The following is a 20,960-nucleotide window of genomic DNA, read 5'->3' as shown; positions in this document are numbered from 1 at the left end:
GGAATCGGACATGGCCGCAGAATCCGCCGCCCGCCGCATCGGCCTCATCATCGTAGGGGACGAGATCCTCTCGGGCCGCCGTCAGGACAAGCATTTTTCCAAGGTCGTCGAGCTGCTCGGCGCGCGCGGCATGCAGCTGAGCTGGGCCGAGATCGTGCCGGACGACCGCGACACGCTCGTGGCTACCTACAAGCGCAGCTTTGCCACCGGCGACGTGGTGTTTTCCTGTGGCGGCATCGGCGGCACGCCCGACGACCATACCCGGCAGGCCGCCGCGGCCGCGCTGGGCCTGCCGCTGGCGCTGCATCCCGAGGCCGAACAGGCCATCGCGCTGCGCTCGGCCGAGATGGCCGCCAAGGGGCAGGGCACGGCCGACATGAGCACGCCCGAAAACCAGCAGCGCCTGCAGATGGGCGTGTTCCCGGCAGGCTGCGAGATCGTGCCGAATCCCTACAACCGCATTCCGGGCTTCTTCATCAAGGACCATACCTTCGTGCCGGGCTTTCCGGTCATGGCCTGGCCGATGCTGGAATGGACGCTGGATACGCGCTATCGTGCGCTGCAGCATGTGCGCGCCCATGCTGAGCATTCCTTCCTGGTGTTCAGCATGCCCGAGTCGCGCATCACCCCTGCCATGCAGACCGTGGAAACCCGCTGGCCCGGGGTGCGGGCGTTCAGCCTGCCGAGCGTGGGCGAGGCGGGCGGCACGCCCCATATCGACCTGGGCGTGAAGGGCGAACCGGCAGCTGCCGCAGAGGCGCTGGAGTATTTGAGGGCCGAGGTGCTGCGCCTGGGCGGCAAGCTGGCGCCCCCGCCGGCGGCGTGAAAACCGGGCCGCCCGACGTGTGCGGCCCTTATTTTTGATACAAAAACCGGTTGCCAAACGCCGCAGTAAATTTCACAATACGGGAAAGAACTGTTTGCTGCGATGCCGCAAGTCCGGTTCCCAAAAGTGGGGCCCTACAGGCGGCGCAGCTGTCCTAGCCCCCTGTCCATGTCCCGTCTCCCCACTACCCGCAATGCCCTGGACGCCGAGACCGAAGGCGCCTCCGCCCATCCCATCGCCATCCAGGTGATCGAGCGCGCCATGCGCCTGCTCGACGCCCTGGCCGCGCAGCCGGATCCGGTAACGCTCAAGGAGCTGTCCGCGACCACCGGGCTGCACGCGTCCACCGCGCACCGCATCCTGAACGACCTGGTCGTGGGCCGCTACGTCGAACGCGTCGACAACGGCCTGTATCAGCTGGGCATGCGCCTGCTGGAGCTGGGATCGCTGGTCAAGGGGCGGCTGAACGTGCGCGAGGCCGCCATCTCCGCGATGCGCTCGCTGCACAAGCTGACGGGGCAGACCATCAACCTGTCGGTCCAGCAGGGCGACGAGATCGTCTACATCGACCGCGCTTGGAGCGAACGTTCGGGCATGCAGGTGGTCCGCGCCATCGGCGGCCGCGCGCCCCTGCACCTGACCTCCACCGGCAAGCTGTTCCTGTCCACCGCCGATACGCGCCAGGTCCGCGCCTACGCCCTGCGCACGGGCTTGGCCGGCCACACGCGCAATAGCCTGACCGACCTGGACCGCCTGGAACGCGAACTGGCGCTGGTGCGCCGCCACGGCTATGCGCGCGACAACGAAGAGCTCGAACTCGGCGTGCGCTGCATCGCAGCGGGCATTTTCGACGATACCGGCAAGCTGGTCGCCGGCCTGTCGATCTCGGCGCCTGCCGAGCGCCTGCAGGACGACTGGATCAAGGCCCTGGTCGAAACCGCTGCCAGCATTTCCGAAGCGCTGGGTTACGAGCCTTCTGTCTCCACGGGCTTCAACGGCCTGGGCATGGCCGCCGAAGCCCTGCGCCCGTAACAGGCAAAGCCAGGCAAAAGAAAAGCCCCGTGGAGGGGCTTTTCTTTTTGAGGCGCGCCGCGCGGGCGCTTGCCCTCGATTATTGCTGTTCGACGCCAGCCTTCTTGAACAGCTCGGCCCATTGCGGGACCTGCTGCTTGACCTTGGCATCCAGCGCTTGCGGGTTGGCGTCGGCCGTCAGGACCTCGGCGCCCAGCTGCTTCATGCGCTCCTGGAACTTGGGATCGGCCAGGCCGGCCTGCAGGCTCTTGACCAGCTTGTCGACGACGGGCTTGGGCGTGCCCTTCGGCACCCACATGCCATGCCAGATGCCCACTTCAAAACCCTTGTAGCCGGATTCGTCCATGGTCGGCAGCTTGGGCAGCGTCGGGACGCGCTTCAGGCTGGTGACGGCGTAGGCCTTCACCTTGCCGCTGTCGATCTGCTGGGTGGTGTTGGTGGTCTGGTCGCAGAGCAGGTCCACCTGCTTGCCGAGCAGGTCGTTCATCGCCGGCGCGGTGCCCTTGTAGGGGATGGTCAGCAGCTGCACGCCGAGCGCTTCGACCAGCATGGTGCCGCACAGATGGCTGGCGGCGCCGATGCCGGCGTTGGCCAGCGAGACCTTGTCCTTGTTCTGTTTGACGTACTCGGCCAGCTCCTTCATGTTGTTGGGCGGGAAGTCCGAGCGCGCGATGATGGTCATCGGCACGTCGACCACCAGGCCGATGGGCTCGAAGCCCTTGTAGGGGTCGTACCCCGGATTCTTGTACAGCGAGGGCGCCGTCGAGAAGCCTGCGTGCATCAGCAGGACGGAATAGCCGTCGGGCTGGGCGCGGGCCACCTGGGTGGTGCCGATGGTGCCGCCGGCGCCGCCCTTGTTCTCGACCACGACCGTCTGGCCCAGAGTCGGCCGCATGGCTTCCGCGAGCGAGCGCGCGACGTTGTCCGTCGGGCCGCCGGCGGCGAACGGCACCACCATATTGATGGGGCGTTCCGGATATTCCGCGTGGGCGGCGCCTGCCGCGAGCATGGCGCTGGCCGCGAGCAAGGCCGAAAGCGTGCGGGGGATGAGGGTCATGGAGTCTCCAATTGCAGGGTTTTGCTTGCTGCGATTTCGTTATTGCGCGCCGACTTATGGTTTGTATTTGTCTGTCATCAGCGTGAAAGCAGTGTAGAAAACAATTGATACGACGTCACTTCGGGTATTTCCCGAATCCTGGGAAATCTTTGTGCTGGATCAACTCCCGGCGAGGCGTGCACCATCAATGTGCAAATCTTTGTTGCGTCGCACAAAATCTTCTTGACAAGTATTTTTCCGAGCCTAGAATAGCAATTGTGCAGTGCATCAAACGGGCCGGCGGTAGCTTGTAGTACCAGTTTCCGCGCACGTTTTTATAGTTCGTCGCAGACAACCATCCTCACTTGCCGGACAGCCTCCGGCTACCCCTGAAGGAGCATTCTATGAGCGCCATCCCGCAACAAGTCCTGGACCGTCAAAAAGCCAGCATCAACACCATCGTGGCCGCCCAATCGGCCGTTTTCGCCGGCTTCGAAAAGCTGGTCGAACTGAACCTGAAGGTCGTCAAGGCTACCCTGGACGAAGTCGCCCAGAAGTCGCAACAAGCCGCTGAAGTCAAGGATCCGCAGGAAGCCGCCGCGTTCGCCTCGGGCCTGCTGCAGCCGGGCGCCGAAAAGGCCATGGCCTACACCAAGCACGTGTACGACATCGTCGCCGGCGTGCAGACCAGCCTGGTCAAGCTGACCGAAGAACAGATCGCCGAAGGCCAGCAGCAACTGACCGAAGCCGTCGACCAGTTCTCCAAGAACGCCCCGACCGGCTCGGAAAGCGCCGTCGCCCTGATCAAGTCCTCGCTGGCCACCGCGACCAGCGCCTACGATTCGATGACCAAGGCTGCCAAGCAGGCTGCTGAAGTCGCCGAGTCGAACCTGAACGCCGCCGCCAACGCGACCTTCAAGGCCGCCACGGACGCCGCCGACGCCGCCACCAAGGTTGCCAGCCGTAGCCGTCGCAGCGCCTAAGTTTTTGGCGCGCGATGCTGCGCAAACCGCAGTTATGTAGTACTGTTGAGTGACAGAGCAGAGCTGGAATTAGGGCCACCCACCGGGTGGCCCCTTTTTTTTGCCCGTCTTTTGCCCGCGCTTTACCCGTCCTGCCGACGGATGCCGGGCCCGTTGCCGGCTAGCGCGCCACGGCGCGCACGCATTCGCCCACCAGGGCGGGGCCGCGGTAGATCAGGCCCGTATAGACCTGCACCGCGTCGGCGCCCGCCGCCATTTTTTCGCGGGCCTGCTTGCCCGACATTACGCCGCCCACGCCGATGATGGCCAGGCTGCCACCCAGCTTCTCCTTCAGCCGGCGGATGACCGCCAGCGACAATTCATGCACCGGCGCGCCGGACAGTCCACCGGCTTCCTCGGCGTGCGCCATGCCGGTTACCGCATCGCGCGACAGCGTGGTGTTGGTGGCGATGACGCCGTCGATGCCGTGGCGCGGCAGGATCTCCGCGATGGAGTCGATCTGCTCCTGCGTCAGGTCGGGCGCGATCTTCACGGCCATGGGCACGCGGCGCTGGTGCTGGTCTTCCAGCGCCCGGCGCTTGTCGGCCAGCTGCCCCAGCAGAGCCGACAGTTCGTCGCCGCCTTGCAGCGCGCGCAGATTCTTGGTGTTGGGCGAGGAAATGTTGACCGTCACGTAATCGGCATGCGGATATACGCCTTCCAGCCCGATCAGGTAGTCGTCCGCGGCGCGCTCGATCGGCGTATCGGCGTTCTTGCCGATGTTCAGCCCCAGAATGCCGCCTTGCTTGCGCCAGGTGCTGCGCTGCACATTGGCCAGGAAGGCATCCAGGCCCTGGTTGTTGAAGCCGAGGCGGTTGATCAGCGCATTGGCGCGCGGCAGCCTGAACATGCGCGGCTTGGGGTTGCCGGGCTGCGCGCGCGGGGTCACCGTGCCTACCTCGATGAAGCCGAATCCCAGGTTGCCCAGCGCGTCGATATAGGCGCCGTTCTTGTCCAGGCCCGCGGCCAGCCCGATCGGGTTGGCCAGCTGCAATCCCATCAGCGTGCTCGGCGCCTTCGGCTGCGCGTGCATGAGCTTGCGCGTGGCGCCGCATTCATAGGCGCGCTGCAGGCCCGACAGGGTGACTTCGTGGGCGGTTTCCGCGTCCATGGCGAACAGCGCCGGGCGGGCCAGGGGATAGGCGTGGAAGAGGATAGACATGGGGCGGAATTGTAGAGCGAATTTTGCCCGTCCTGCGCCTTGCGGGGCGCTCCCCGAGGGAGGTCCGCTTCAGGCGGGTGGCGGCGCCGGCTGTTCGCCCCACGCGCCGTCGACCAGGAACTGGGCCGGGTGGAAGCTGGATTTGTAGGACATCTTGCGGCTGGCGGCGATCCAGTAGCCCAGGTACAGCCAGGGCAGGTTCAGCGTGCGGCACTGCTCGATCTGCCAGAGGATGCTGTAGGTGCCCAGGCTGCCGGGCAGATCGGGATCGTAGAAGGTGTAGACGGAGGACAGGCCGTCGTCCAGCGCGTCGATGATGGACACCATCACCAGCGCGCCTTCCGGATCGCGGAATTCCACCAGCCGGGTATTGACGCGGCTGGTGAGCAGGAACTGCGCATATTGCGTGCGGCTGTCCTCGTCCATGCCGCCGCCGGGATGCCGGCCCTGCTGGTAGCGGGTGTAAAGGCGGTAATGCTCGGGCGACCAGGCCAGCTCCGCGACGAACGACTGCAGGCCCTGGTGGTCGCGCCAGGCGCGGCGCTGGCTGCGGTTGGGCGCGAAGCCCGCCGCATCCACGCGCACCGGGATACAGGCGTGGCAGTTGTCGCAATGGGGACGGTAGGTGAAGAGCCCGCTGCGCCGAAAACCCTGTTCCACCAGCTGGGAATAGGTGCCCGCATTGATCAGGTGGCCGGGCGCGGCGACCTGCGACCGTGCCTGGCGACCCGGCAGGTAGCTGCAAGGGTAGGGAGCGGTTGCGTAGAACTGCAGGGTGGAGAAGGGAAGTTCTTTGAGCTGGCTCATTGGGGACCCCGCGATGCGGCGGCAAGCCCGCAGCGGGGTGGCTACATATTAACGCCGAACCCCGGGGCGGATGCTGTGTCGGGATGCAAGCGGCCGGCGCTGTCCAGCGTGCCGCGGACCCAGGGCACGGCGGATTGCGCCGTGGCGGCGCGCACGTGTTCGAGGAATGCGGCGCGCGAAATCGGGCGCGCGCCCAGGCTGGCCAGATGCCGCGTCTGCTGCTGGCAATCGATGCGTTCCACGCCGTGCGCCGCCAGGTAGCGCACCAGGTAGGCCAGCGCGATCTTGGAGGCGTTGGGTGCGCGGGTGAACATGGATTCACCGAAGAACATGCGGCCCAGGCTGATGCCGTAGAGGCCGCCGGCCAGCTCGCCGTCGATCCAGGTCTCGATGCTGTGCACGTAGCCGGCCTCGTGCCAGGCGCGGTAGGCCTGCTGCATGGCGGCGGTGATCCAGGTGCCGGGCTGGCCGTCGCGCGGCGCGGCGCATTGCGCCATCACGGTGGCGAAAGCGGTGTCGACCCGCACCTGCACGCGCGGCGCGGCGTGTTCCTGGCTGGCGATCTGACGCAGCAGCTTGCGCAGGGAATGCGATGGCGCGAAGTCCTTCACGGCCAGCACCATGCGCGGATCCGGGCTCCACCACAGTATCGGCTCGCCCTCGGAATACCAGGGAAAAATGCCGTTGGAGTAGGCCGCGATCAGCCTCTGCGTCGACAGGTCGGCGCCCGCCGCGAGCAGGCCGTCGGGATCCGCAAGCGCAAACTCCGCAGGCGGAAAGGGGGTGTCGACGGCTAGCCAGGGCAGTTTCAACGGTGCGATTCTAGGGTGTAGTGATGGGGGGCGAACACGCCCTGCTTGCGGTCGTCGAAGTAGTGGCGCAGGGTGGTGGCGACGGTGCGGAACGCCAGATCGTCCCAGGGAATCTCGGACTCGTCGAAGTAGCGGGCTTCCAGGCTTTCGGGGCCGGGATCCAGGTCGGCCGACACCGCCTGGGCCAGGTAGAACACATGCACCTGGTCGATCTGGGGCAGGTCGATGATGGTGTAGAGATCGCCCAGCTTGATGCGCGCGCCGGATTCCTCCAGCGTTTCGCGGGCGGCGCCCTGCGCGGTGCTTTCGCCCAGCTCCATGAAGCCGGCGGGCAGGGTCCAGGTGTTGTAGCGCGGTTCGATCGCGCGGCGGCACAGCAGGACGCGGTTTTCCCAGACGGGAACGGTGCCGACCACCAGCCGGGGGTTCTGGTAATGGATCGCGCCGCAGTGATCGCAGATATCGCGTTCGCGGTTATCGCCTTCGGGAACCCGGCGGCTGATGGGCGAGCCGCATTGGCTGCAGAAATGCGAACGGCGCGGCGCGGGGAAATATTCGAGGGGCGATTTGGCGGTCATGGGTACGATTCTAACGGCTGCGGCGGGTGCTGGCGCGCCGGCCCGGGACGGCCGGGGAGGGGGCGCCGAAGCGGCCTTCCAGATGCTCCACGAAGGATCGTACCTTGGGTGACAGAAAGCGCCGGTGCGGATAGACGGCGTACATGGAGATCGGCGTGTGGGCGTAGCTGGTGAGCAGCGCGACCAGGCGTCCGGCGCGCACGTCGTCGCCCACCAGGAAATCGGGCTGCAGGATGATGCCGTGGCCAGCCAGCGCCGCGGTGCGCAGCACGTCGCCATTGTTGGCGCGCAGCGCTGCGTTGACGCGCACCAGGTGGGTCACCCCGTCCTTTTCGAAATGCCATTCGTTGCCGGTGCTGGCGTAGGCGTAATGCAGGCAGCGGTGCTGCTTCAGTTCCTCCGGGGCTTGCGGCGTGCCGTGGCGTTCCAGATAGGCGGGGGCGGCGCAGACGAGCAGCTGCTGTGGCGCCAGGGGCCGCGCCACCAGCGACGAATCCATCAGCGGCCCGATGCGCACCGCGACGTCGTAGCCGTCTTCCACCAGATCCACCACCCGGTCGTTCAGGTCCAGGTCGATGACCACGTCGGGATAGCGCAGCAGGTATTCCGCGATGGCGGGCCCCAGGTGCAGGATGCCGAACGATACCGGCGCGCTCACCCGCAGGCGGCCGCTGGGACGCTGTCCTTCGGCCTGCAGCGATAGCTCCAGGTCGGCCACTTCGGCCAGTATCGGCCGCACGCGTTCGTAGAAGGCGCGTCCGGCATCGGTCATGCTCAGCTTGCGCGTGGTGCGGTTCAACAGGCGCACCCCGTACTTCTGCTCCAGATAGGCGATCTGGCGCGTGACCACGGAGCGGGCCTGGCCCATCTTGTCGGCCGCGGCCGCGAATGAACCCAGTTCCACGACCTTGGCATAGGTCTGCATGGCGGTGTGCGTGTCCATGATTGTTTCCTATCGGGGAACAATAATTTGCAATTCTGCATGTTTATCTTTGTTTTTGGAATCGTAAGAATAGCGCTCGTCAAGAATCTTCCCGTCCTGGGCGATTCCCCAACGCTCTAGGAGAGTGCAATGGTTGATACCCGTACCGCGCCCTATGCCGCGCTGCTGCTGCGCGTGGCGCTCGGCATCATGTTCCTGGCCCATGGCCTGACCAAACTGCTGGTGTTCACGCTGCCCGGCACCGCGCAGTTCTTCGCCAAGATCGGCTTCGCCGGCTGGCTGGCCTATCCGGTGACCTTCTTCGAGGTCGGCGCCGGCGTGCTGCTGATCCTGGGCATCGTGCCGCGCTGGGTCGCCGCCATCGCCGTGGTGCAGCTGTTCGTGGCGTCGACGGTGCATTTCCCCAATGGCTGGGGCTTTGGCAACGCCGGCGGCGGCTGGGAATATCCGATCTTCCTGACCGTGGCGGCCGCCGTGCTGGCGCTGCTGGGCGATGGCAAGTTCGCGCTGGTCAAGAGCGGCCGCGGCTGATCGCTGCGCGCATCAGACTGTCTACCGCCACGGACGTGGCCGACGAGGCGGCCGGACCCTAGAATGGCCCGGCCGCTTTTTCATTCCGGAGCTTTCATGCATACGCCCATGTCGTTCATCAAGCGCACAGCCGCCGCAGCCATGCTGGTCCTGGCGCTGTCGCCCGCCGCCCACGCGTCCGCCGAACAGGAGGCTGCCAACAAGGCGGCCGTGCTGGCCTTTTACGAAAAGGGCTTGAACCAGAAGGACGCGGATGCTGCGCTGAAGTACGTGGGCGACCGCTATGTGCAGCACAACCCGAACGCGGCGGACGGACCGGAAGGCTTCCGCAAGTTCATCGCCTTCCTGCGCGACAAGTTCCCGCAGTCGCATAGCGAGATCAAGCGCGTCTTCACCGATGGCGACTACGTGATCCTGCACGTGCACGCGGTGCGTCAACCGGGCGAACGCGGCAGCGCCATCATCGACATTTTCCGCCTGGAGCAAGGCAAGATCGTGGAGCACTGGGATGCGGTGCAGCCCATCCCCGAGCAGTCCGCCAACGCCAACGGCATGTTCTAAATGGTTCAGGGGCGGGGCGCGGGATCGAAGCCCAGCGCCTGCGCCACGTCCCGCTGCGCGATCGATGCCAGCGGGGCCGCCGGATAGACGCCCGGCCAGGCAGCCTGAAGTTCCAAGCCGGGCTTGAGTCCGGCCAGGCCATCGAGCAGCGGCGCGCCGTCCGTCGTGGCCATGCTCTCCAGCAGAGGGGGCAGATCGCGATCCAGCACGATGCCGGCGCCCAGGGGCGTCATGGCATACAGCTGACCCGCATCGTCCAGTTTCCACGCGCGGACCGCGTCGACCGCCTGGTTGGTGTGCGTGACCAGACCGCGATTGTCGTCGCTCAGCCGCAGCACGTAAGGCGCGGCGTCCAGGCGCAGGAATACGCGCTGCGGACCATTCTGGAAAAACCAGCGGCCCGCGTCGTCGTGTTCGTAGTTGCGGTTGATGAATTCCAGGATCTGGGTATTGGTGATGGAATCGCCCGGGCCGCCCGCGGCGGCCTGGCCCTGCGGATGCAGGCGCCAGCGGCCGCGCGCGTCCAGCGACAGCCAGCCGTACACCGCCGGCACGTCGGGCCAGCGGGCTAGCGCGTCCTTCACCGATTGATCCATGTTCAGGGGCGGATGATGATGGGGGGCGGGTTGATGATGATGGCGGGCGCCGGCATCACGGCCACCGGCTGCGGTACCTGCACATAGCCGTGGCGGTAGTCGTCCCGGCACTTGCGCTTTTCCTGGTAGTCGCCATTGCGCTTCCATTTGCGCTCGACCTTACAGGCGCCGTCCCAATATTGTTCCTTGTACTCGCGGCCGTGGCGATGGCGGTGCTTGTCCGAATCGGCCTGCGCGGCGATCGGGGCCAGCGTGAGCAACGCCGCCGTGGACAGCGTCAGCAGCGCGGAGGAAGAGCGGGCTCGGGAGTTCGGAATGGTACGCATGGGATCCGTCATCAGTTGCAAACGGCGTCACCATAGCAATCATTCGACTGACGGCGCGTAGGGATGCGTAACCAGATGCTGGCGGAAAGCCGCAATCGTACCCGAGCCGCGGTTTACTGCGCTGGGGCAGGGCGTCGCTGCGAGCGCCTTTCGCGCCGTATGAATCCCAGGAGCGCTTCGGCAGCGGGCGAAAGGCTGCTGCCGCGGCGTCGCATCAGCACGAAAGCCCGCGACACCGCGGGGCGCACCAGGGGCACCGCCGCCAGCATCGGATAGGCCCCTGGCTGCAGGGCCAGGTCGGGAACGATGGCCACGCCCACTCCCGCCGCCACCATGCCCACGGCAGTGGTGCTTCTCTGGACCTCGAAACGCGCCTGCAAGGCTATGCCTGCGGGCAGTTGGTCGTCGAGCAGGGGGCGGTTGCTGCTGCCCGCGCCAGGCAGGATCAGCGCTTCGCTCTCCAGCTCGGACCAGGCAACCGCCTTGCGCCGGGCCAGCCGGTGTTCGTTCCTGCAAACCAGCACGAAGCGGTCGTGCAGCAGTTCCTCGTATTCGATTTCAGGCACCAGCCGGTCCGCGATTCCGATGCCGAACTCGGCGGCGCGGTCCAGCACGGCCTGCTGCACGCCCACGGAAGAATGGTCCAGCACGCTGACCCGGTTGTCCGGAAAGGCAGAGGCATAGGCTTCCAGCACGCGCGGCAGAAAACGCACGCCCACCGTCGGCACGCAGGCCAGGGTCACGTTGCCGGCAAGCGCCTGCCGCTGTTCCCGGATCTGCTGCAGCGCGCTTTCCAGTTCGCCCAGCAGGCGCCGCGCCTGCGGCAGGAAGCTGCGGCCCACAGTGCTCAGTGAGATCGTGCGGGTGGTGCGATCGACCAGGCGCACCCCCAGATTGATTTCCAGGTTTCTGATGCGGCGGCTCAGCGCCGCCTGCGAAAGGAACAGCGACTCGGCTGCCTTGCCGAAGCTTTCCCGTTCAGCCAATGCCACAAACGCTTGAACACCCAGGACGTCCAGTTTCATAGGTTTTTTGCATCAATGAACGAAATCATTTCATTTTACGAGGAGCTCCGGGCCGCGTAAAAATTGAGCACTCACTTCCTTCCTGCGAGCCACGGCAAATGAAGATCGCTATCCTGGACGACTGGTTCGATACCCTGCGTCGCCTCCCTTGTTATTCCCTGCTGCGTGATCATGAGGTCACCGTCTGGACGGACCACGCGGAAGATTCCGACGTGCTCGCGCAGCGCCTGGCCGATACGGAAGCGCTGGTCCTGATCCGCGAGCGCACCACCATACGCCGCGAACTGATAGAGAAATTGCCCAAGCTGCGCTTGATCAGCCAGCGCAGCGTCTATCCCCACATCGATGTCGCCGCCTGTAGCGAGCATGGCGTCCTGGTCTGTTCCGACCTGCATGCCGATACGCCTTCCTACGCCGCCGCGGAGCTGACCTGGACGCTGGTGCTGGCCGCCATGCGGCAACTGCCGCAACAGGTCGAGTCCATGCGCCAGGGCCACTGGCAATGCGGCGTGGGCCACACCGTCCGCGGCAAGACCATGGGCATCTTCGGCTATGGCCGCATCGGCAGGGTGGTTGCAGGCTACGCGAGGGCGTTCGGCATGCGGGTGCTGGTCTGGGCCCGCCCCGAGTCGCTGCAGCGCGCGCGCGAGGACGGCTACGAAGTCGCAAGCTCCCGGCAGGAGTTCTTCGCCTCCTGTGATGTGCTGTCGCTGCATATGCGCCTGGTTCCCGCCACCAAGGGCATCGTCACCGCCGCGGATCTCGCGGCCATGAAAGAGGGATCGCTGTTCGTCAACACCAGCCGCGCCGGACTGGTCGAACCCGGCGCATTGCTGCAGGCGCTGCGCGCCGGCCGCCCGGCCATGGCGGCGTTGGATGTCTTCGAGCAGGAGCCCCTGACCGACACGGCGAATCCGCTGCTGCAGATGCCCAACGTCCTGTGCACGCCCCACATCGGATACGTGACCTATGAGGAATGGGATCTGCAATTCAAGGACGTGTTCAACCAGATTCTTGCCTTTGCGGCAGGCAGGCCGGTGAACATGGTGAATCCGCAGGTGGTGACGTCATGAATGCATCCTTGGAGAGATTGGCGAAGCGGCTGGATCTGGATGCCGCGGACCATGAACGCCTGCGCCTGGCTTTCGGCCGCGCCTGTGCGCAGCGGGTCGAGCATCTGCTCGAAGAGCAGGAGGCCCAGGATTGCCTGGCGAGCCTGGGCCGCTATCTGGACGGCGCGATCGGGCACGAACAGCTGGAGCAGGTTTCCGCGCAGGCTGCGCGCCTGGCGAACCGGCACCAGGGGTCGACATCCATAGATGGCTGTGGCCACGCCGCGGTGTCGGCGACCTATGCGGTCGCCAGCGCCCTGGCTGGCAAGGCGCTGCGCGCAGCCGAATACGCGGCCTACGCCGCAGTCTACGGGCAGGGCGGTTACGGCGCCGTGTCGGATCCTGAATCGTTCGAGGTGGAGTTCGCCTGGCAGGCGGGATGTCTGGAGTTCTTGGCTGCCGGCAGGGCTGACTAGCCCGTGTCGCGGAGGTGGGGCGGCAGCTTATTGCCCGCAGCCCGGATCCGGAAAAACAAAAAACCCGCAGAGTTTCATCTGCGGGTTTTCAGAAATCGCTGGAGGCGCAAGCCGGAATCGAACCGACGTACACGGATTTGCAATCCGCTGCATAACCACTCTGCCATTGCGCCAGCACTTGCAAGAAAAAAGGAAGCTCGGATTTGGCCGGTGCTTCCTTTTTGTATTTGGAGCGGGAGACGAGTCTCGAACTCGCGACCTCAACCTTGGCAAGGTTGCGCTCTACCAACTGAGCTACTCCCGCAGGGCACTGCATTTTGGTGCGGTGTCTGATTTGGTTGTCAGAAGGCCGTGTTCACCAAAGACAGCAATTATACACAGAATTTCGGGCTTGTGTAGCCTGGCCGGGCGAAGAGGCTAAAAATCCCCTTTCGCCCGATCAGGCGGACGATCAGGGCGTCTCGCCGGACACCGGGGCGGTGACCGCGGACTCGGGGGCAGCCTCAGGCGCGGACGCCTCGGCAGGCGCGGCAGCGGGCGTGGCAGCCGGCGCGGCGGCCTTCTTCGCGGGACGGGCCTTGCCGGCCGGCCGGCGCGTAGCCTGGCGGCGCGCATAGGCGGCCTGTTCGGCCGTGACCGTGCCCGCGGGCTGGCCTTGCAGGTCGACGCGCGTGGCGTCCGCGACCATGCTGCTCCAGTAGCGGCTGCCCTTGCACCAGGTGGCGATGGCTTGCTTGAGCTGTTCTTCCGTCATGCCCAGCTTTTCGAGATGCTGGGCCGCGTCGGCCAGGATGCCCTGCTTGAGCGGCAGCTTGGGCGCGGGATTCTTGGGGAAAGCCTGCGGGAAGTGCTTTTGCAGGCGCCAGATGGCCTCGACAACCGGGTCGACGGGCTCGCGCTTTTGCTGCGGGCGCGCGGCAGCCTTCGCTTGATCAGACTCGCGCTTTTGCTGCGGCCGGGCCGCGGCCTTGGCTTGATCAGGTTCCCGCTTCTTTGTCCGGCCTGCCGCCTTCGGTTGGACCGGCACCGCCTTTTGAGCCTGTGCCCGCAGCTGCTCGCGCAGGTCGGCAAGTTTTTCAAAACCCATTGTTATTTCCAACACCTCAGATTTGTTCAGGCTGAAGGTTACCGCAAGTGCGCGAATGCAGCACTGTCGAACGGCTCTGTGTGTGGCGGCGACGCCATGTCGCGGCGGCCGCGAGGGGCGCGGAGCGGGAGGGTTCAGCGTCCGGACGGCGGGCAGGCTGGCTGGCCGGGAACCTGTATGGCGCGGCCTTTCAGCAGGATGGGCGTGCCGGGATAGACGTGGAAAGGATCCACCGGCCGGCCATCCGCCACGGCGTCCTTGACCTGATAGCGCACGTTGCCTGACGCGGTCAGCCAGGCGCCTTCCCGCTCGCAGCGCAGCGTCAGTGCCGAGGTTTCACGTTGCGGCAGCAGGCGCACCAAGGTGCTGAAGGCCAGGCTGACGACGACATCGCCGGAGGTGCCAGCGCCTCCGCGATCCAGCAGGTTGACGACCGGCTTGATATCCAATCGGTAGACCTGTTCCTGTTCCACGTCGGCCAGCGGCTTGAGCGTGATGGTTTTGCTCTGCCCGGGCGCGAGCGACAGTTTGAAGGGGGAAACGTAGAGCACAGGCTGCTCCGTTTGCGCGACAGGCTCCAGGCGTTCCTGTTCGGTCTCGACGCCTGGGTTGAGCAGGCGCGACAAGGCGATGGATACGTACTCCGCGCGATCGCCCCGGTTGACGATGTAAACCGAGGCCGGCTTGCCTTGCACGACCGCGAGCTTGGGCGTCACGTCGACGTGCGCTGACGCGGGCGCCACAAGTGCGGCCCCTAGAAATAACAACAGAAGGCGGGAAGGTTTCATCTGCTTCTACTCGAAATCGGATTGCGCGCCGCGCGTCAGGGGCCGCGAGCCACGGGTTCAAACACCAGCGACAACTCGCCGACATAGTTGCCTGCGGTTTCCTTGAAACTGCCGGCTGGCGGTAGGGCCGAAATCGCCAGGCCGTAGTAGCCGATGGAGTCCTCGCCCGCGGCCAGGGCTGGCGGATTCTGGAATCTGGCATCCTTGCCGACCGCCAGGATTTTCTGTTCGCCGCCCTCCAAGGCCAGCGTGACCTTCGGGTCGCGGAACATCTGGGCCGCGTTGGCGGCGTTGCGGATCTCCAGCGGCCGGTCCATGCGCACCTGAAACGCGCCGCTCGAGGACACGATGCGCAAGCGAGCTTGAGTTTCATAGGGCGAGTCCCAACCGCGCGGCTGCTGCATGGCCAGGCCCTGATCGAACCAGCCGCCCTTGTCGTCCGTGATCAGCAGCCTGTTGGGCGCCTTGACAGTGGCCCGGATCGTGCTCGTGGTCTTGCCGGTCACCACGATATTCGTTGCGGCGGGCGCCGCCGCTGGCAGCATTCCCAGGGCCAGCAGCAGGCAGATGCGGGCTGCGATTCTGTTCATGTATGGGTCCTTATTGGGTTCAAGGCTGAGCGCTCTCGGCGATCTGATAGATCAGCACGCCATACGCCATGTTGATGATCAGGGGGGCGGCGCTGCCATGGGCCTCGCCCGGCTCCAGGATCACCCGCTCCCGCGGCCGGAAGGTGATGCGCCAGACCTGCGTGCGGGCGGGCGGAGTCAAGATGCGCAGGTTCATCCGGTACTTTTGCCCAGGCGCCAGGACCAAGCGGTTGGGGGTGACCAGCAGGCCGGGCTGCTCCGTCTCGCCAACCGGCACCAGCACTTCCGGCATCGATCCGGGATTGAGCAACAGCTGCTGCTCCACATCCAGGTAGAGGGGACTGTCACCGCGGTTTTCCGCCAGCAATTCGCCCGGCGTCTTGCCGGATTCTAGCCGCAGCTCGGCGCGCGGCAGATGCAGGATGCCAGCCGCCAGGCCGCAATGAGGCCAGGGCAGGGCGAGCGCGAAAAGGAGAAAGGCGGCGCTACGGGCGATCCGCTGGAGGAGGGCGTTTGGGCTCATGGCGTGGGTTAGGGCTGCGCGACGACAGTGAAGTTGAGCACGTCGCCGTAGTCGCCTTCCTTCGCCGTCTTCGGCGTGTCGGCCGTGAACGTGGGGTTGAAGCATTCGCGGCCGCTGTCGCCAAAGGTGGAGACCACGTTGCGGTTGTTGGGCAACTCTACAGAGATATTGGTCAAGGTGTTGCGCAGAACGACCCGATAAGGCACGGCGTCAGCGGGGGATGCCAGATGCCTGAGCTGGTAAGAGCCGGTGCCCGACAGGCCGTTCTGGTTGGCGGCGTTGACTGCGTAATGCACTCCTGCCAGCCTGGGGCCCTCATAGGTAAAGCACAGCTGTTCGGCTGCGCCGCTGAACGGCTTCTCTGTCGACATCCCCAGCAGCAGCTCTCCGAGGTTCCAGTCGGGTGCATTCATGGCTATCGCCGGATCCGGCGGAGGCGGAATCTCAGGATTGGTGATGACCTCACATGTGCCAGAGGTACTGCTCTTGCTGATGTATGCCAGCCCTTTGATTTCGGCTACATCGTTGCCGTACGTGATATTGCCGGCGCGCAGCCCCACGGCGGGCCAAACCGAGAAATGCGTGTTTTTCAGGATGACCTTGACCCTGACGGTTTGCGCGTTCTCGTTGTGCCAGGCTCCCGGGTTTGGGTGCGAGGGCGCGTAGCCAAACATTGAATAGGCAAGTGGAGATGTACTGGCCGACTCGCCTATGTGCAAAGTGTCATTCATGAAGACCTTGTAGATCTTGTCGGCCATGCCAAGGCTGCTTTGCAGGACGCCATTCATGTCATAGCTGTAGATCATGACGCCTCTGGAGAAGAAGCGGCGGTTGTACTGCCCCAGATGTCCTCGGGTGCTGTTGTAGTTGATGGTCACCCCAACCGTGCTGGTGCCGTCGCTGTTGTCTTGGTACGTGCAGTTGCTGTAGCCGTTGCTGACGTTGCTGTACTCCAAAGTCCAAGGTCCGGCGCCAACGCCAGGGGCGGCCGCACCCGCTGCGAGCAGGGCGGCCGCGAGCCGCATCGGAACCCGTATCCTGATGGGGGTGAGATTCATGTGCGTTGTCCCTACACTGATTGATGCGTTCATTCCCGGCAATCGAAGGTCAGCAGTGGCGTGTGCGGCGGTGCGGAGGCTCAAGGCCGGCTTTACGGCCGGGCGACAACCGTGAAGGTGAGCATGTCGCTGTAGTCGCCTTCTTTCGCTGTTCTTGGCGTATCGGCCGTGAATGTGGGAATGAAACACTCGCGGCCGCTGTCGGCCAAGGTGGAGCCCACATTGCTGTTGTTGGGCAGTGCGACTTCCGCATTGGTCGTCGCGTTTTGCAGGACGACCCGGTAGGGCACCGTGTCGGCAGGCGAAGACTGGTGCCGGAGCTGATACCAGCCGTTGCTCGCAAGACCGTTTTGATTGGTGGCGTGGATGGCGTAGTGACGCGAGCCTGCCAATCTCGGGCCGTCGTAGACGAAGCACAGCTGGTCGGCGGGCGCGGGAAATGATTTGCTCGATTTTTCTCCTTGCGGCAATTCACCCAGATTCCAGTCCGGCGCGGTCATCTCAATCTGCGTTTGCGGGGGCGGCGGATTGGTGGGATCCAGGATGGTGTGGCAAACGCCGGGGGGATCGCCTCGCCTGATGTAGACCATCTTGGTATCAAGGATAAGTTCGGCGCCGCTTAACACTCCGTACGGCGAATCAGTAATATTCGCGACGCGTAGGGCTATGGCCGGCACCATACGCCTGTCGCCGATTCCAGGAATCCTGTCACTGAGTCCAACGTAGGCATTTACCAGCGTCGAGTTCGCGTCCGGTCGGCGCCAGGGTGACATAAGTCCTTGGGACTCCACCCAGCCGAGTGGAAAAAACACACGACCAGGTACAGGCCCCGGCAGAGTCCTGTCTCCAAGCACACCGAAGCTGTCGCCCATGGCCGGGTAGTAGCGCAACTGCCAGGGGGTGGAAGGAAGGAGTTTTCCGTCCTCGTCATACATATAAACGACTATCGCCCGTGAACGGAAATCCGGATTTAGCGAGCCCAGATGACCTTTGACGTTTTTGAGTCGTACCGTAGCTAGGTAGCGCGAGGAGAAGTTGTAGTCTGGGGCAAAGATAAGCGCAGGCCCTAAGCTGCAATTGCTATAGCCATCAGTTAGATCGCTGATGCTTGTACGCGTAAATTGACTTATGCTTTGCGCTGTCGAGGCGCTGCCGGCAGCAATGATCGCGCTTGCGGCCAGAAGCACGGGCGCCAACCGGATCCACACTCGGTCGGCGATGGGGCGTAGCCACATGCTGGGCTGCTTGGTCTTGGTCATCGCGTTCATGAGCGGCAATCAATGGTTTGCCGGGTTTCGTCGATCTGCACGGTCAGGCGGTTTTCCGCGAAGTGCTGAGGCGTGCCGGGAAACAAAGCCGCTTTGCCCAATGGCCGCTTGCGGTCAGACGCTGAGATGTCCGAGATGGACAGATGCACATTGCCGGTGTTCTCCAGCGTCACTCCCCCGTTTTCACAGCGATAGGACCAGGCCGACCGCTGTTGAGCCGGAGGCGGTATGTGGTGAATCAGGACGCCATATCCCACCGAGACGGACATGGGGGCCGTGATCTTGTCCTGGGGCGCCGCGTCCACCTGCATGGCCTTCACCGGGACTACATACAGGCGATACAACTCCTCTGCCGCGGGCACGGACAATGACTTGAGGCTGACCGCGCGGCTTTGACCCGGCCCCAGCGTCAGCTTGTCCGCATTGGCCAGCAGGCCGGGATGCTCGAGCTCGCTCAAGGGCACCTTGTCTTCGGGGGTGAGACCGGGGTTCGTCACCTTCATCAGCGATATCGAGAGATAGAGCGGCGCATCCCCCAGGTTCTTGAGCGTTACGCCGTACTCGTGGCCGTTGAAGACCTTCAGGCGGGCGGGCATGACCATCAGTTCGCCTTCGGCTCGCGCCTGGGTTACCGCCAGCAGCGTCAAACCGAACAGCAGTGGCAATGTGGTGCGTCGCATGATTATGTTTTCCTGTTCAGGTGTTCAATTACCGGCAGCGGTAGTAGCTGCCGTTGAAAGTGTTCGACAGGTCGCAGTCGTAGCGCCGGCCAGGCTGCTCCACCGTGATCGCGCGCAGCACGGATTTGCTGGCGACCGAGAACAGCCCGTTGGAATAGGCGGTATCGCCGGTCTCGAGGATCTTTCCGCCCACGGGCTTGCCCGATGCGTCCAGCAGGATGCCGCTGTAGATCATGTTGATCGCCACTTTGGCCTGCGCCGCATAGACTTGGCCGGGATGGGCCCGCACCACGTTGGCCGGGACTTCGATGTTCATGTCCATGTGTTCGTTATTGCTCGACACCTGGGCAAACGGCAGGTCGCGATAGTTGTTCAACGGAACGGCGTAGGTGCTGCCGCCAGCCACCGGGTGGCCCTCGACGCTGAAGCCGTATGGCGTGCCTTCGAGGTCGGGCGTCTGCAGCAGCAGAGCGCTGCCGCTGCTGTTGTAGCGTCCCAGCGCAACGCCTTCCGCGCCGACCGCGGCCATACCTCGGTAGTTGAAATCGGCGTTGCTGCCGTAGCTGCTGTGGCCCAGGCTGAGCGACGCGTCGCCGCGCGTGCCGGAGCGGCTACCGTAGAGGTTGATGCCGTTGCTGGCGCTGCTCCGGTTGACCGTGACGCCGGCCGTCGAGCTGCCGTAGCTGTCCTGGAAGTCCTTGCGATAGTCCCCGCTGAGCTGGGTATCGCCGCCCTGGCGGGCCGCGCGGAAGCTGGCCTGCGTCTTGTCCAGGGTCCAGCTCATGTTGAAGTACACGGCGTAGCCGCCGTCGCCCCGGCCGTATCCGCCTTTCTGCACGCCCAGCGAGAAAGTCGACCAGAGGCCGTTGGGGTGGTAGTTCCAGCGCGCCTCGGCCTGTTGTATTTCGCCGCGGCTGTGTTTGTTGTAGTTGTAGCCGACCGCAACCGCGCCCAGGCTCCTGCTGTATGACAGGCTGGTGCTGGGCGCGCCCCAATAAAAGCGCGATATGTTGTTGTTCTGGTACCGGCTGAGCGTCGCGCTGCCCAGCACGGGGTCGCTCATCGACAGGTTGAAATAGCCGCCCGCGCCGCGTTCGCCGCCAAGCAGACCCAGCGTGGGCGTGATCTCCGCGGTGCCGATCCGCCCAGGACGCGTGACGTTTATCTCGCTCGCCCACCGGGATTGGTCGCCGGCGATGAACGAGGCATTCATGTAGAACTGGCTCAGGTTGCGGCTGACGGCGGCCTGGAACAGCTGGCCGTCGGTGCCCATTTCCTTGCCCGCCGTCACATGCCAGGAGTTGCGGCCGCCGCCGTTGAAGTTCAGGTTGTTGATGTCGCGCGTTTCGCGGTTGACCAGATTGCCGTTGCGGTCCACCAGCCGGATTTCCACCGGGTAATAGCCTCCAGGCAGATCGATGAAGCTGATCTCATTGCGGCCGAGTATGGCGGGGCGCTTGAGGACCAGGCGTCCATTGCGGTAGAACTCGTAATTGCCCTCGGCGGTGGAATACAGCACCAGCGAACCCGTGTCTTGATTGGCACGCAAATGGTCCTGGCTGCCCAGGGTGATGAACTGGTCGAAGCTGGGAGACAGCAGCGTACCGACTGAACCCGAGGCGTAGTCGAGGCTGTTCTGCTTGCCGGCCCGGACATAGGTGCTCTGGAAATTCTTCTGCAGGAAGTAGGACGAAATGCCTTGGTCGCGGCTGCTCTGGCCGCGCATGCGGTTGCGGCTGCCGTACCAGCTCATGTAGCCGAAGCTGCGCATGGGCAGGCCGAGCCACGTCGAACCGCTGACGTTCAAGGCGCGATAGCTGTCAGACGAGCCGCGCAGGTCGAGCGACTGATTGTTGACCAGTCCCCAAGTGGTGGCGGGAGACAGGTAATCATCGCGCGAGCTTCGGATCTGCAGCGTGCGGCGGATCTTGTCGATGGTGACGTAGTGCTCCGCCAGGCGCAGGTCGCAGCCGTTGACGCATTGTTTGTAGTCGATCTCGGAGACAACTTTGCGGATGACCTCCACGTCCTCCAGCGCCACGCCGTTCTCGGCGTACTTCACGGGGTCGAACGTGAGTCGGTTGCGTTGCGGGGAATAGGCAATCAATCCCGGCAGCGTCTTGCCGTTGAACGTGGCGACGTAGCTCGCGCTGTTGTCCATTTCAACTGCGCTGAATCCCT

General features: G+C 64.6%; 24 protein-coding genes and 2 tRNA genes. 7 read left to right on the top strand and 19 right to left on the bottom strand.

Annotation, left to right across the window (positions count from 1 at the left end):
• The first annotated feature begins 10 nt into the window (after window positions 1-10).
• Together HWY37_RS12485 and HWY37_RS12480 are read left to right on the top strand one after the other, a co-directional pair.
• Window positions 11-826 (top strand): competence/damage-inducible protein A, encoded by an 816-nt coding sequence (locus tag HWY37_RS12485; protein WP_176088739.1) that lies wholly within the window; start codon window positions 11-13, stop codon window positions 824-826.
• A 168-nt stretch (window positions 827-994) separates the two neighbouring features.
• Entirely contained in the window at window positions 995-1,858 is an 864-nt protein-coding gene (locus HWY37_RS12480) for an IclR family transcriptional regulator (RefSeq protein WP_176088738.1), read from the top strand.
• A gap of 79 nt (window positions 1,859-1,937) precedes the next feature.
• On the opposite strand, the gene HWY37_RS12475 is transcribed toward HWY37_RS12480, so the two are convergent.
• On the bottom strand, window positions 1,938-2,915 hold the full coding sequence (locus HWY37_RS12475) for a tripartite tricarboxylate transporter substrate binding protein BugD (protein WP_176088737.1): 978 nt from the start codon (window positions 2,913-2,915) through the stop codon (window positions 1,938-1,940).
• A 383-nt stretch (window positions 2,916-3,298) separates the two neighbouring features.
• On the opposite strand from HWY37_RS12475, the gene phaP reads away from it, so the two are divergent.
• Window positions 3,299-3,877, top strand: a complete 579-nt coding sequence (gene phaP / locus HWY37_RS12470; RefSeq protein WP_175205160.1) for a TIGR01841 family phasin — start codon at window positions 3,299-3,301, stop codon at window positions 3,875-3,877.
• Window positions 3,878-4,037: 160 nt separating this feature from the next.
• On the opposite strand, the gene HWY37_RS12465 is transcribed toward phaP, so the two are convergent.
• The 5 genes from HWY37_RS12465 to HWY37_RS12445 form a co-directional block, all read right to left on the bottom strand.
• Window positions 4,038-5,078, bottom strand: a complete 1,041-nt coding sequence (locus HWY37_RS12465; RefSeq protein WP_176088736.1) for a quinone-dependent dihydroorotate dehydrogenase — start codon at window positions 5,076-5,078, stop codon at window positions 4,038-4,040.
• A gap of 69 nt (window positions 5,079-5,147) precedes the next feature.
• The gene (locus tag HWY37_RS12460) at window positions 5,148-5,885 is read right to left on the bottom strand and encodes an arginyltransferase (RefSeq protein ID WP_176088735.1); all 738 of its coding nucleotides are present in this window, start codon (window positions 5,883-5,885) and stop codon (window positions 5,148-5,150) included.
• Between the two features lie 41 nt (window positions 5,886-5,926).
• Window positions 5,927-6,697, bottom strand: a complete 771-nt coding sequence (aat, locus tag HWY37_RS12455; RefSeq protein WP_175205157.1) for a leucyl/phenylalanyl-tRNA--protein transferase — start codon at window positions 6,695-6,697, stop codon at window positions 5,927-5,929.
• On the bottom strand, window positions 6,694-7,275 hold the full coding sequence (locus tag HWY37_RS12450; protein WP_175205156.1) for an NUDIX hydrolase: 582 nt from the start codon (window positions 7,273-7,275) through the stop codon (window positions 6,694-6,696). The genes aat and HWY37_RS12450 overlap by 4 nt, the downstream gene beginning before the upstream one ends.
• Before the next feature lie 10 nt (window positions 7,276-7,285).
• Entirely contained in the window at window positions 7,286-8,218 is a 933-nt protein-coding gene (locus HWY37_RS12445; RefSeq protein WP_175205155.1) for a LysR family transcriptional regulator, read from the bottom strand.
• Window positions 8,219-8,347: 129 nt separating this feature from the next.
• Here HWY37_RS12445 and HWY37_RS12440 point away from each other — a divergent pair, with 129 nt between their 5' ends.
• Together HWY37_RS12440 and HWY37_RS12435 are read left to right on the top strand one after the other, a co-directional pair.
• Complete coding sequence (locus HWY37_RS12440; RefSeq protein ID WP_175205154.1) at window positions 8,348-8,749, top strand: DoxX family protein; 402 nt, start codon at window positions 8,348-8,350, stop codon at window positions 8,747-8,749.
• Between the two features lie 96 nt (window positions 8,750-8,845).
• A complete protein-coding gene (locus HWY37_RS12435; protein WP_373418141.1) occupies window positions 8,846-9,310 on the top strand; it encodes a nuclear transport factor 2 family protein in 465 nt (154 codons plus the stop codon).
• 5 nt (window positions 9,311-9,315) lie between these two features.
• Here the strand turns inward: HWY37_RS12435 and HWY37_RS12430 are convergent, their stop codons facing one another.
• The 3 genes from HWY37_RS12430 to HWY37_RS12420 all read right to left on the bottom strand — a co-directional run bounded on the left by HWY37_RS12430 (window position 9,316) and on the right by HWY37_RS12420 (window position 11,257).
• Entirely contained in the window at window positions 9,316-9,906 is a 591-nt protein-coding gene (locus tag HWY37_RS12430; protein WP_176088734.1) for a DUF2946 family protein, read from the bottom strand.
• Between the two features lie 2 nt (window positions 9,907-9,908).
• Entirely contained in the window at window positions 9,909-10,232 is a 324-nt protein-coding gene (locus HWY37_RS12425) for a hypothetical protein (RefSeq protein WP_175205152.1), read from the bottom strand.
• A 113-nt stretch (window positions 10,233-10,345) separates the two neighbouring features.
• Complete coding sequence (locus HWY37_RS12420) at window positions 10,346-11,257, bottom strand: LysR family transcriptional regulator (RefSeq protein WP_175205151.1); 912 nt, start codon at window positions 11,255-11,257, stop codon at window positions 10,346-10,348.
• Between the two features lie 98 nt (window positions 11,258-11,355).
• On the opposite strand from HWY37_RS12420, the gene HWY37_RS12415 reads away from it, so the two are divergent.
• Window positions 11,356-12,330, top strand: coding sequence for a D-2-hydroxyacid dehydrogenase family protein (locus HWY37_RS12415; RefSeq protein ID WP_175205150.1), 975 nt, complete (start codon window positions 11,356-11,358; stop codon window positions 12,328-12,330).
• Complete coding sequence (locus HWY37_RS12410; protein ID WP_175205149.1) at window positions 12,327-12,785, top strand: hypothetical protein; 459 nt, start codon at window positions 12,327-12,329, stop codon at window positions 12,783-12,785. Before HWY37_RS12415 ends, HWY37_RS12410 begins: the two co-directional genes overlap by 4 nt.
• Before the next feature lie 99 nt (window positions 12,786-12,884).
• Here HWY37_RS12410 and HWY37_RS12405 read toward each other — a convergent pair.
• The 10 genes from HWY37_RS12405 to HWY37_RS12360 all read right to left on the bottom strand — a co-directional run bounded on the left by HWY37_RS12405 (window position 12,885) and on the right by HWY37_RS12360 (window position 20,940).
• Window positions 12,885-12,958, bottom strand: a tRNA-Cys gene (locus tag HWY37_RS12405).
• Window positions 12,959-13,013: 55 nt separating this feature from the next.
• A tRNA-Gly gene (locus tag HWY37_RS12400) sits at window positions 13,014-13,089 on the bottom strand.
• Between the two features lie 147 nt (window positions 13,090-13,236).
• Window positions 13,237-13,872, bottom strand: coding sequence for a ProQ/FinO family protein (locus HWY37_RS12395; protein WP_175205148.1), 636 nt, complete (start codon window positions 13,870-13,872; stop codon window positions 13,237-13,239).
• A gap of 134 nt (window positions 13,873-14,006) precedes the next feature.
• The gene (locus tag HWY37_RS12390) at window positions 14,007-14,615 is read right to left on the bottom strand and encodes a hypothetical protein (RefSeq protein ID WP_246302269.1); all 609 of its coding nucleotides are present in this window, start codon (window positions 14,613-14,615) and stop codon (window positions 14,007-14,009) included.
• Window positions 14,616-14,695: 80 nt separating this feature from the next.
• On the bottom strand, window positions 14,696-15,250 hold the full coding sequence (locus tag HWY37_RS12385; RefSeq protein WP_175205146.1) for a hypothetical protein: 555 nt from the start codon (window positions 15,248-15,250) through the stop codon (window positions 14,696-14,698).
• A gap of 19 nt (window positions 15,251-15,269) precedes the next feature.
• Entirely contained in the window at window positions 15,270-15,773 is a 504-nt protein-coding gene (locus tag HWY37_RS12380) for a hypothetical protein (RefSeq protein ID WP_175205145.1), read from the bottom strand.
• 8 nt (window positions 15,774-15,781) lie between these two features.
• On the bottom strand, window positions 15,782-16,831 hold the full coding sequence (locus HWY37_RS12375; RefSeq protein ID WP_176088732.1) for a hypothetical protein: 1,050 nt from the start codon (window positions 16,829-16,831) through the stop codon (window positions 15,782-15,784).
• Window positions 16,832-16,923: 92 nt separating this feature from the next.
• Window positions 16,924-18,099, bottom strand: coding sequence for a hypothetical protein (locus HWY37_RS12370; RefSeq protein WP_176088731.1), 1,176 nt, complete (start codon window positions 18,097-18,099; stop codon window positions 16,924-16,926).
• The gene (locus HWY37_RS12365) at window positions 18,096-18,779 is read right to left on the bottom strand and encodes a pilus assembly protein (RefSeq protein WP_176088730.1); all 684 of its coding nucleotides are present in this window, start codon (window positions 18,777-18,779) and stop codon (window positions 18,096-18,098) included. The genes HWY37_RS12370 and HWY37_RS12365 overlap by 4 nt, the downstream gene beginning before the upstream one ends.
• A 28-nt stretch (window positions 18,780-18,807) precedes the next feature.
• Window positions 18,808-20,940 (bottom strand): TcfC E-set like domain-containing protein, encoded by a 2,133-nt coding sequence (locus HWY37_RS12360; protein WP_246302268.1) that lies wholly within the window; start codon window positions 20,938-20,940, stop codon window positions 18,808-18,810.
• Window positions 20,941-20,960: the final 20 nt, after the last annotated feature.

The organism is Achromobacter anxifer (genome assembly GCF_903652925.1).
Taxonomy (GTDB): domain Bacteria; phylum Pseudomonadota; class Gammaproteobacteria; order Burkholderiales; family Burkholderiaceae_B; genus Achromobacter; species Achromobacter anxifer.
The sequence above is the reverse complement of the archived record's forward strand: the minus strand, read 5'-3'. Positions and strand labels throughout refer to the sequence as shown.

Bases quoted from the DNA above. Each gene is read 5' to 3' on its own strand.
- HWY37_RS12485 (WP_176088739.1), top strand. From the start codon at position 11: ATGGCCGCAGAATCCGCCGCCCGCCGCATCGGCCTCATCATCGTAGGG.
- HWY37_RS12480 (WP_176088738.1), top strand. From the start codon at position 995: ATGTCCCGTCTCCCCACTACCCGCAATGCCCTGGACGCCGAGACCGAA.
- HWY37_RS12475 (WP_176088737.1), bottom strand. From the start codon at position 2,915: ATGACCCTCATCCCCCGCACGCTTTCGGCCTTGCTCGCGGCCAGCGCC.
- phaP (WP_175205160.1), top strand. From the start codon at position 3,299: ATGAGCGCCATCCCGCAACAAGTCCTGGACCGTCAAAAAGCCAGCATC.
- HWY37_RS12465 (WP_176088736.1), bottom strand. From the start codon at position 5,078: ATGTCTATCCTCTTCCACGCCTATCCCCTGGCCCGCCCGGCGCTGTTC.
- HWY37_RS12460 (WP_176088735.1), bottom strand. From the start codon at position 5,885: ATGAGCCAGCTCAAAGAACTTCCCTTCTCCACCCTGCAGTTCTACGCA.
- HWY37_RS12450 (WP_175205156.1), bottom strand. From the start codon at position 7,275: ATGACCGCCAAATCGCCCCTCGAATATTTCCCCGCGCCGCGCCGTTCG.
- HWY37_RS12445 (WP_175205155.1), bottom strand. From the start codon at position 8,218: ATGGACACGCACACCGCCATGCAGACCTATGCCAAGGTCGTGGAACTG.
- HWY37_RS12440 (WP_175205154.1), top strand. From the start codon at position 8,348: ATGGTTGATACCCGTACCGCGCCCTATGCCGCGCTGCTGCTGCGCGTG.
- HWY37_RS12435 (WP_373418141.1), top strand. From the start codon at position 8,846: ATGCATACGCCCATGTCGTTCATCAAGCGCACAGCCGCCGCAGCCATG.
- HWY37_RS12430 (WP_176088734.1), bottom strand. From the start codon at position 9,906: ATGGATCAATCGGTGAAGGACGCGCTAGCCCGCTGGCCCGACGTGCCG.
- HWY37_RS12425 (WP_175205152.1), bottom strand. From the start codon at position 10,232: ATGCGTACCATTCCGAACTCCCGAGCCCGCTCTTCCTCCGCGCTGCTG.
- HWY37_RS12420 (WP_175205151.1), bottom strand. From the start codon at position 11,257: ATGAAACTGGACGTCCTGGGTGTTCAAGCGTTTGTGGCATTGGCTGAA.
- HWY37_RS12415 (WP_175205150.1), top strand. From the start codon at position 11,356: ATGAAGATCGCTATCCTGGACGACTGGTTCGATACCCTGCGTCGCCTC.
- HWY37_RS12410 (WP_175205149.1), top strand. From the start codon at position 12,327: ATGAATGCATCCTTGGAGAGATTGGCGAAGCGGCTGGATCTGGATGCC.
- HWY37_RS12395 (WP_175205148.1), bottom strand. From the start codon at position 13,872: ATGGGTTTTGAAAAACTTGCCGACCTGCGCGAGCAGCTGCGGGCACAG.
- HWY37_RS12385 (WP_175205146.1), bottom strand. From the start codon at position 15,250: ATGAACAGAATCGCAGCCCGCATCTGCCTGCTGCTGGCCCTGGGAATG.
- HWY37_RS12380 (WP_175205145.1), bottom strand. From the start codon at position 15,773: ATGAGCCCAAACGCCCTCCTCCAGCGGATCGCCCGTAGCGCCGCCTTT.
- HWY37_RS12375 (WP_176088732.1), bottom strand. From the start codon at position 16,831: ATGAATCTCACCCCCATCAGGATACGGGTTCCGATGCGGCTCGCGGCC.
- HWY37_RS12370 (WP_176088731.1), bottom strand. From the start codon at position 18,099: ATGAACGCGATGACCAAGACCAAGCAGCCCAGCATGTGGCTACGCCCC.
- HWY37_RS12365 (WP_176088730.1), bottom strand. From the start codon at position 18,779: ATGCGACGCACCACATTGCCACTGCTGTTCGGTTTGACGCTGCTGGCG.
- HWY37_RS12360 (WP_246302268.1), bottom strand. From the start codon at position 20,940: ATGGACAACAGCGCGAGCTACGTCGCCACGTTCAACGGCAAGACGCTG.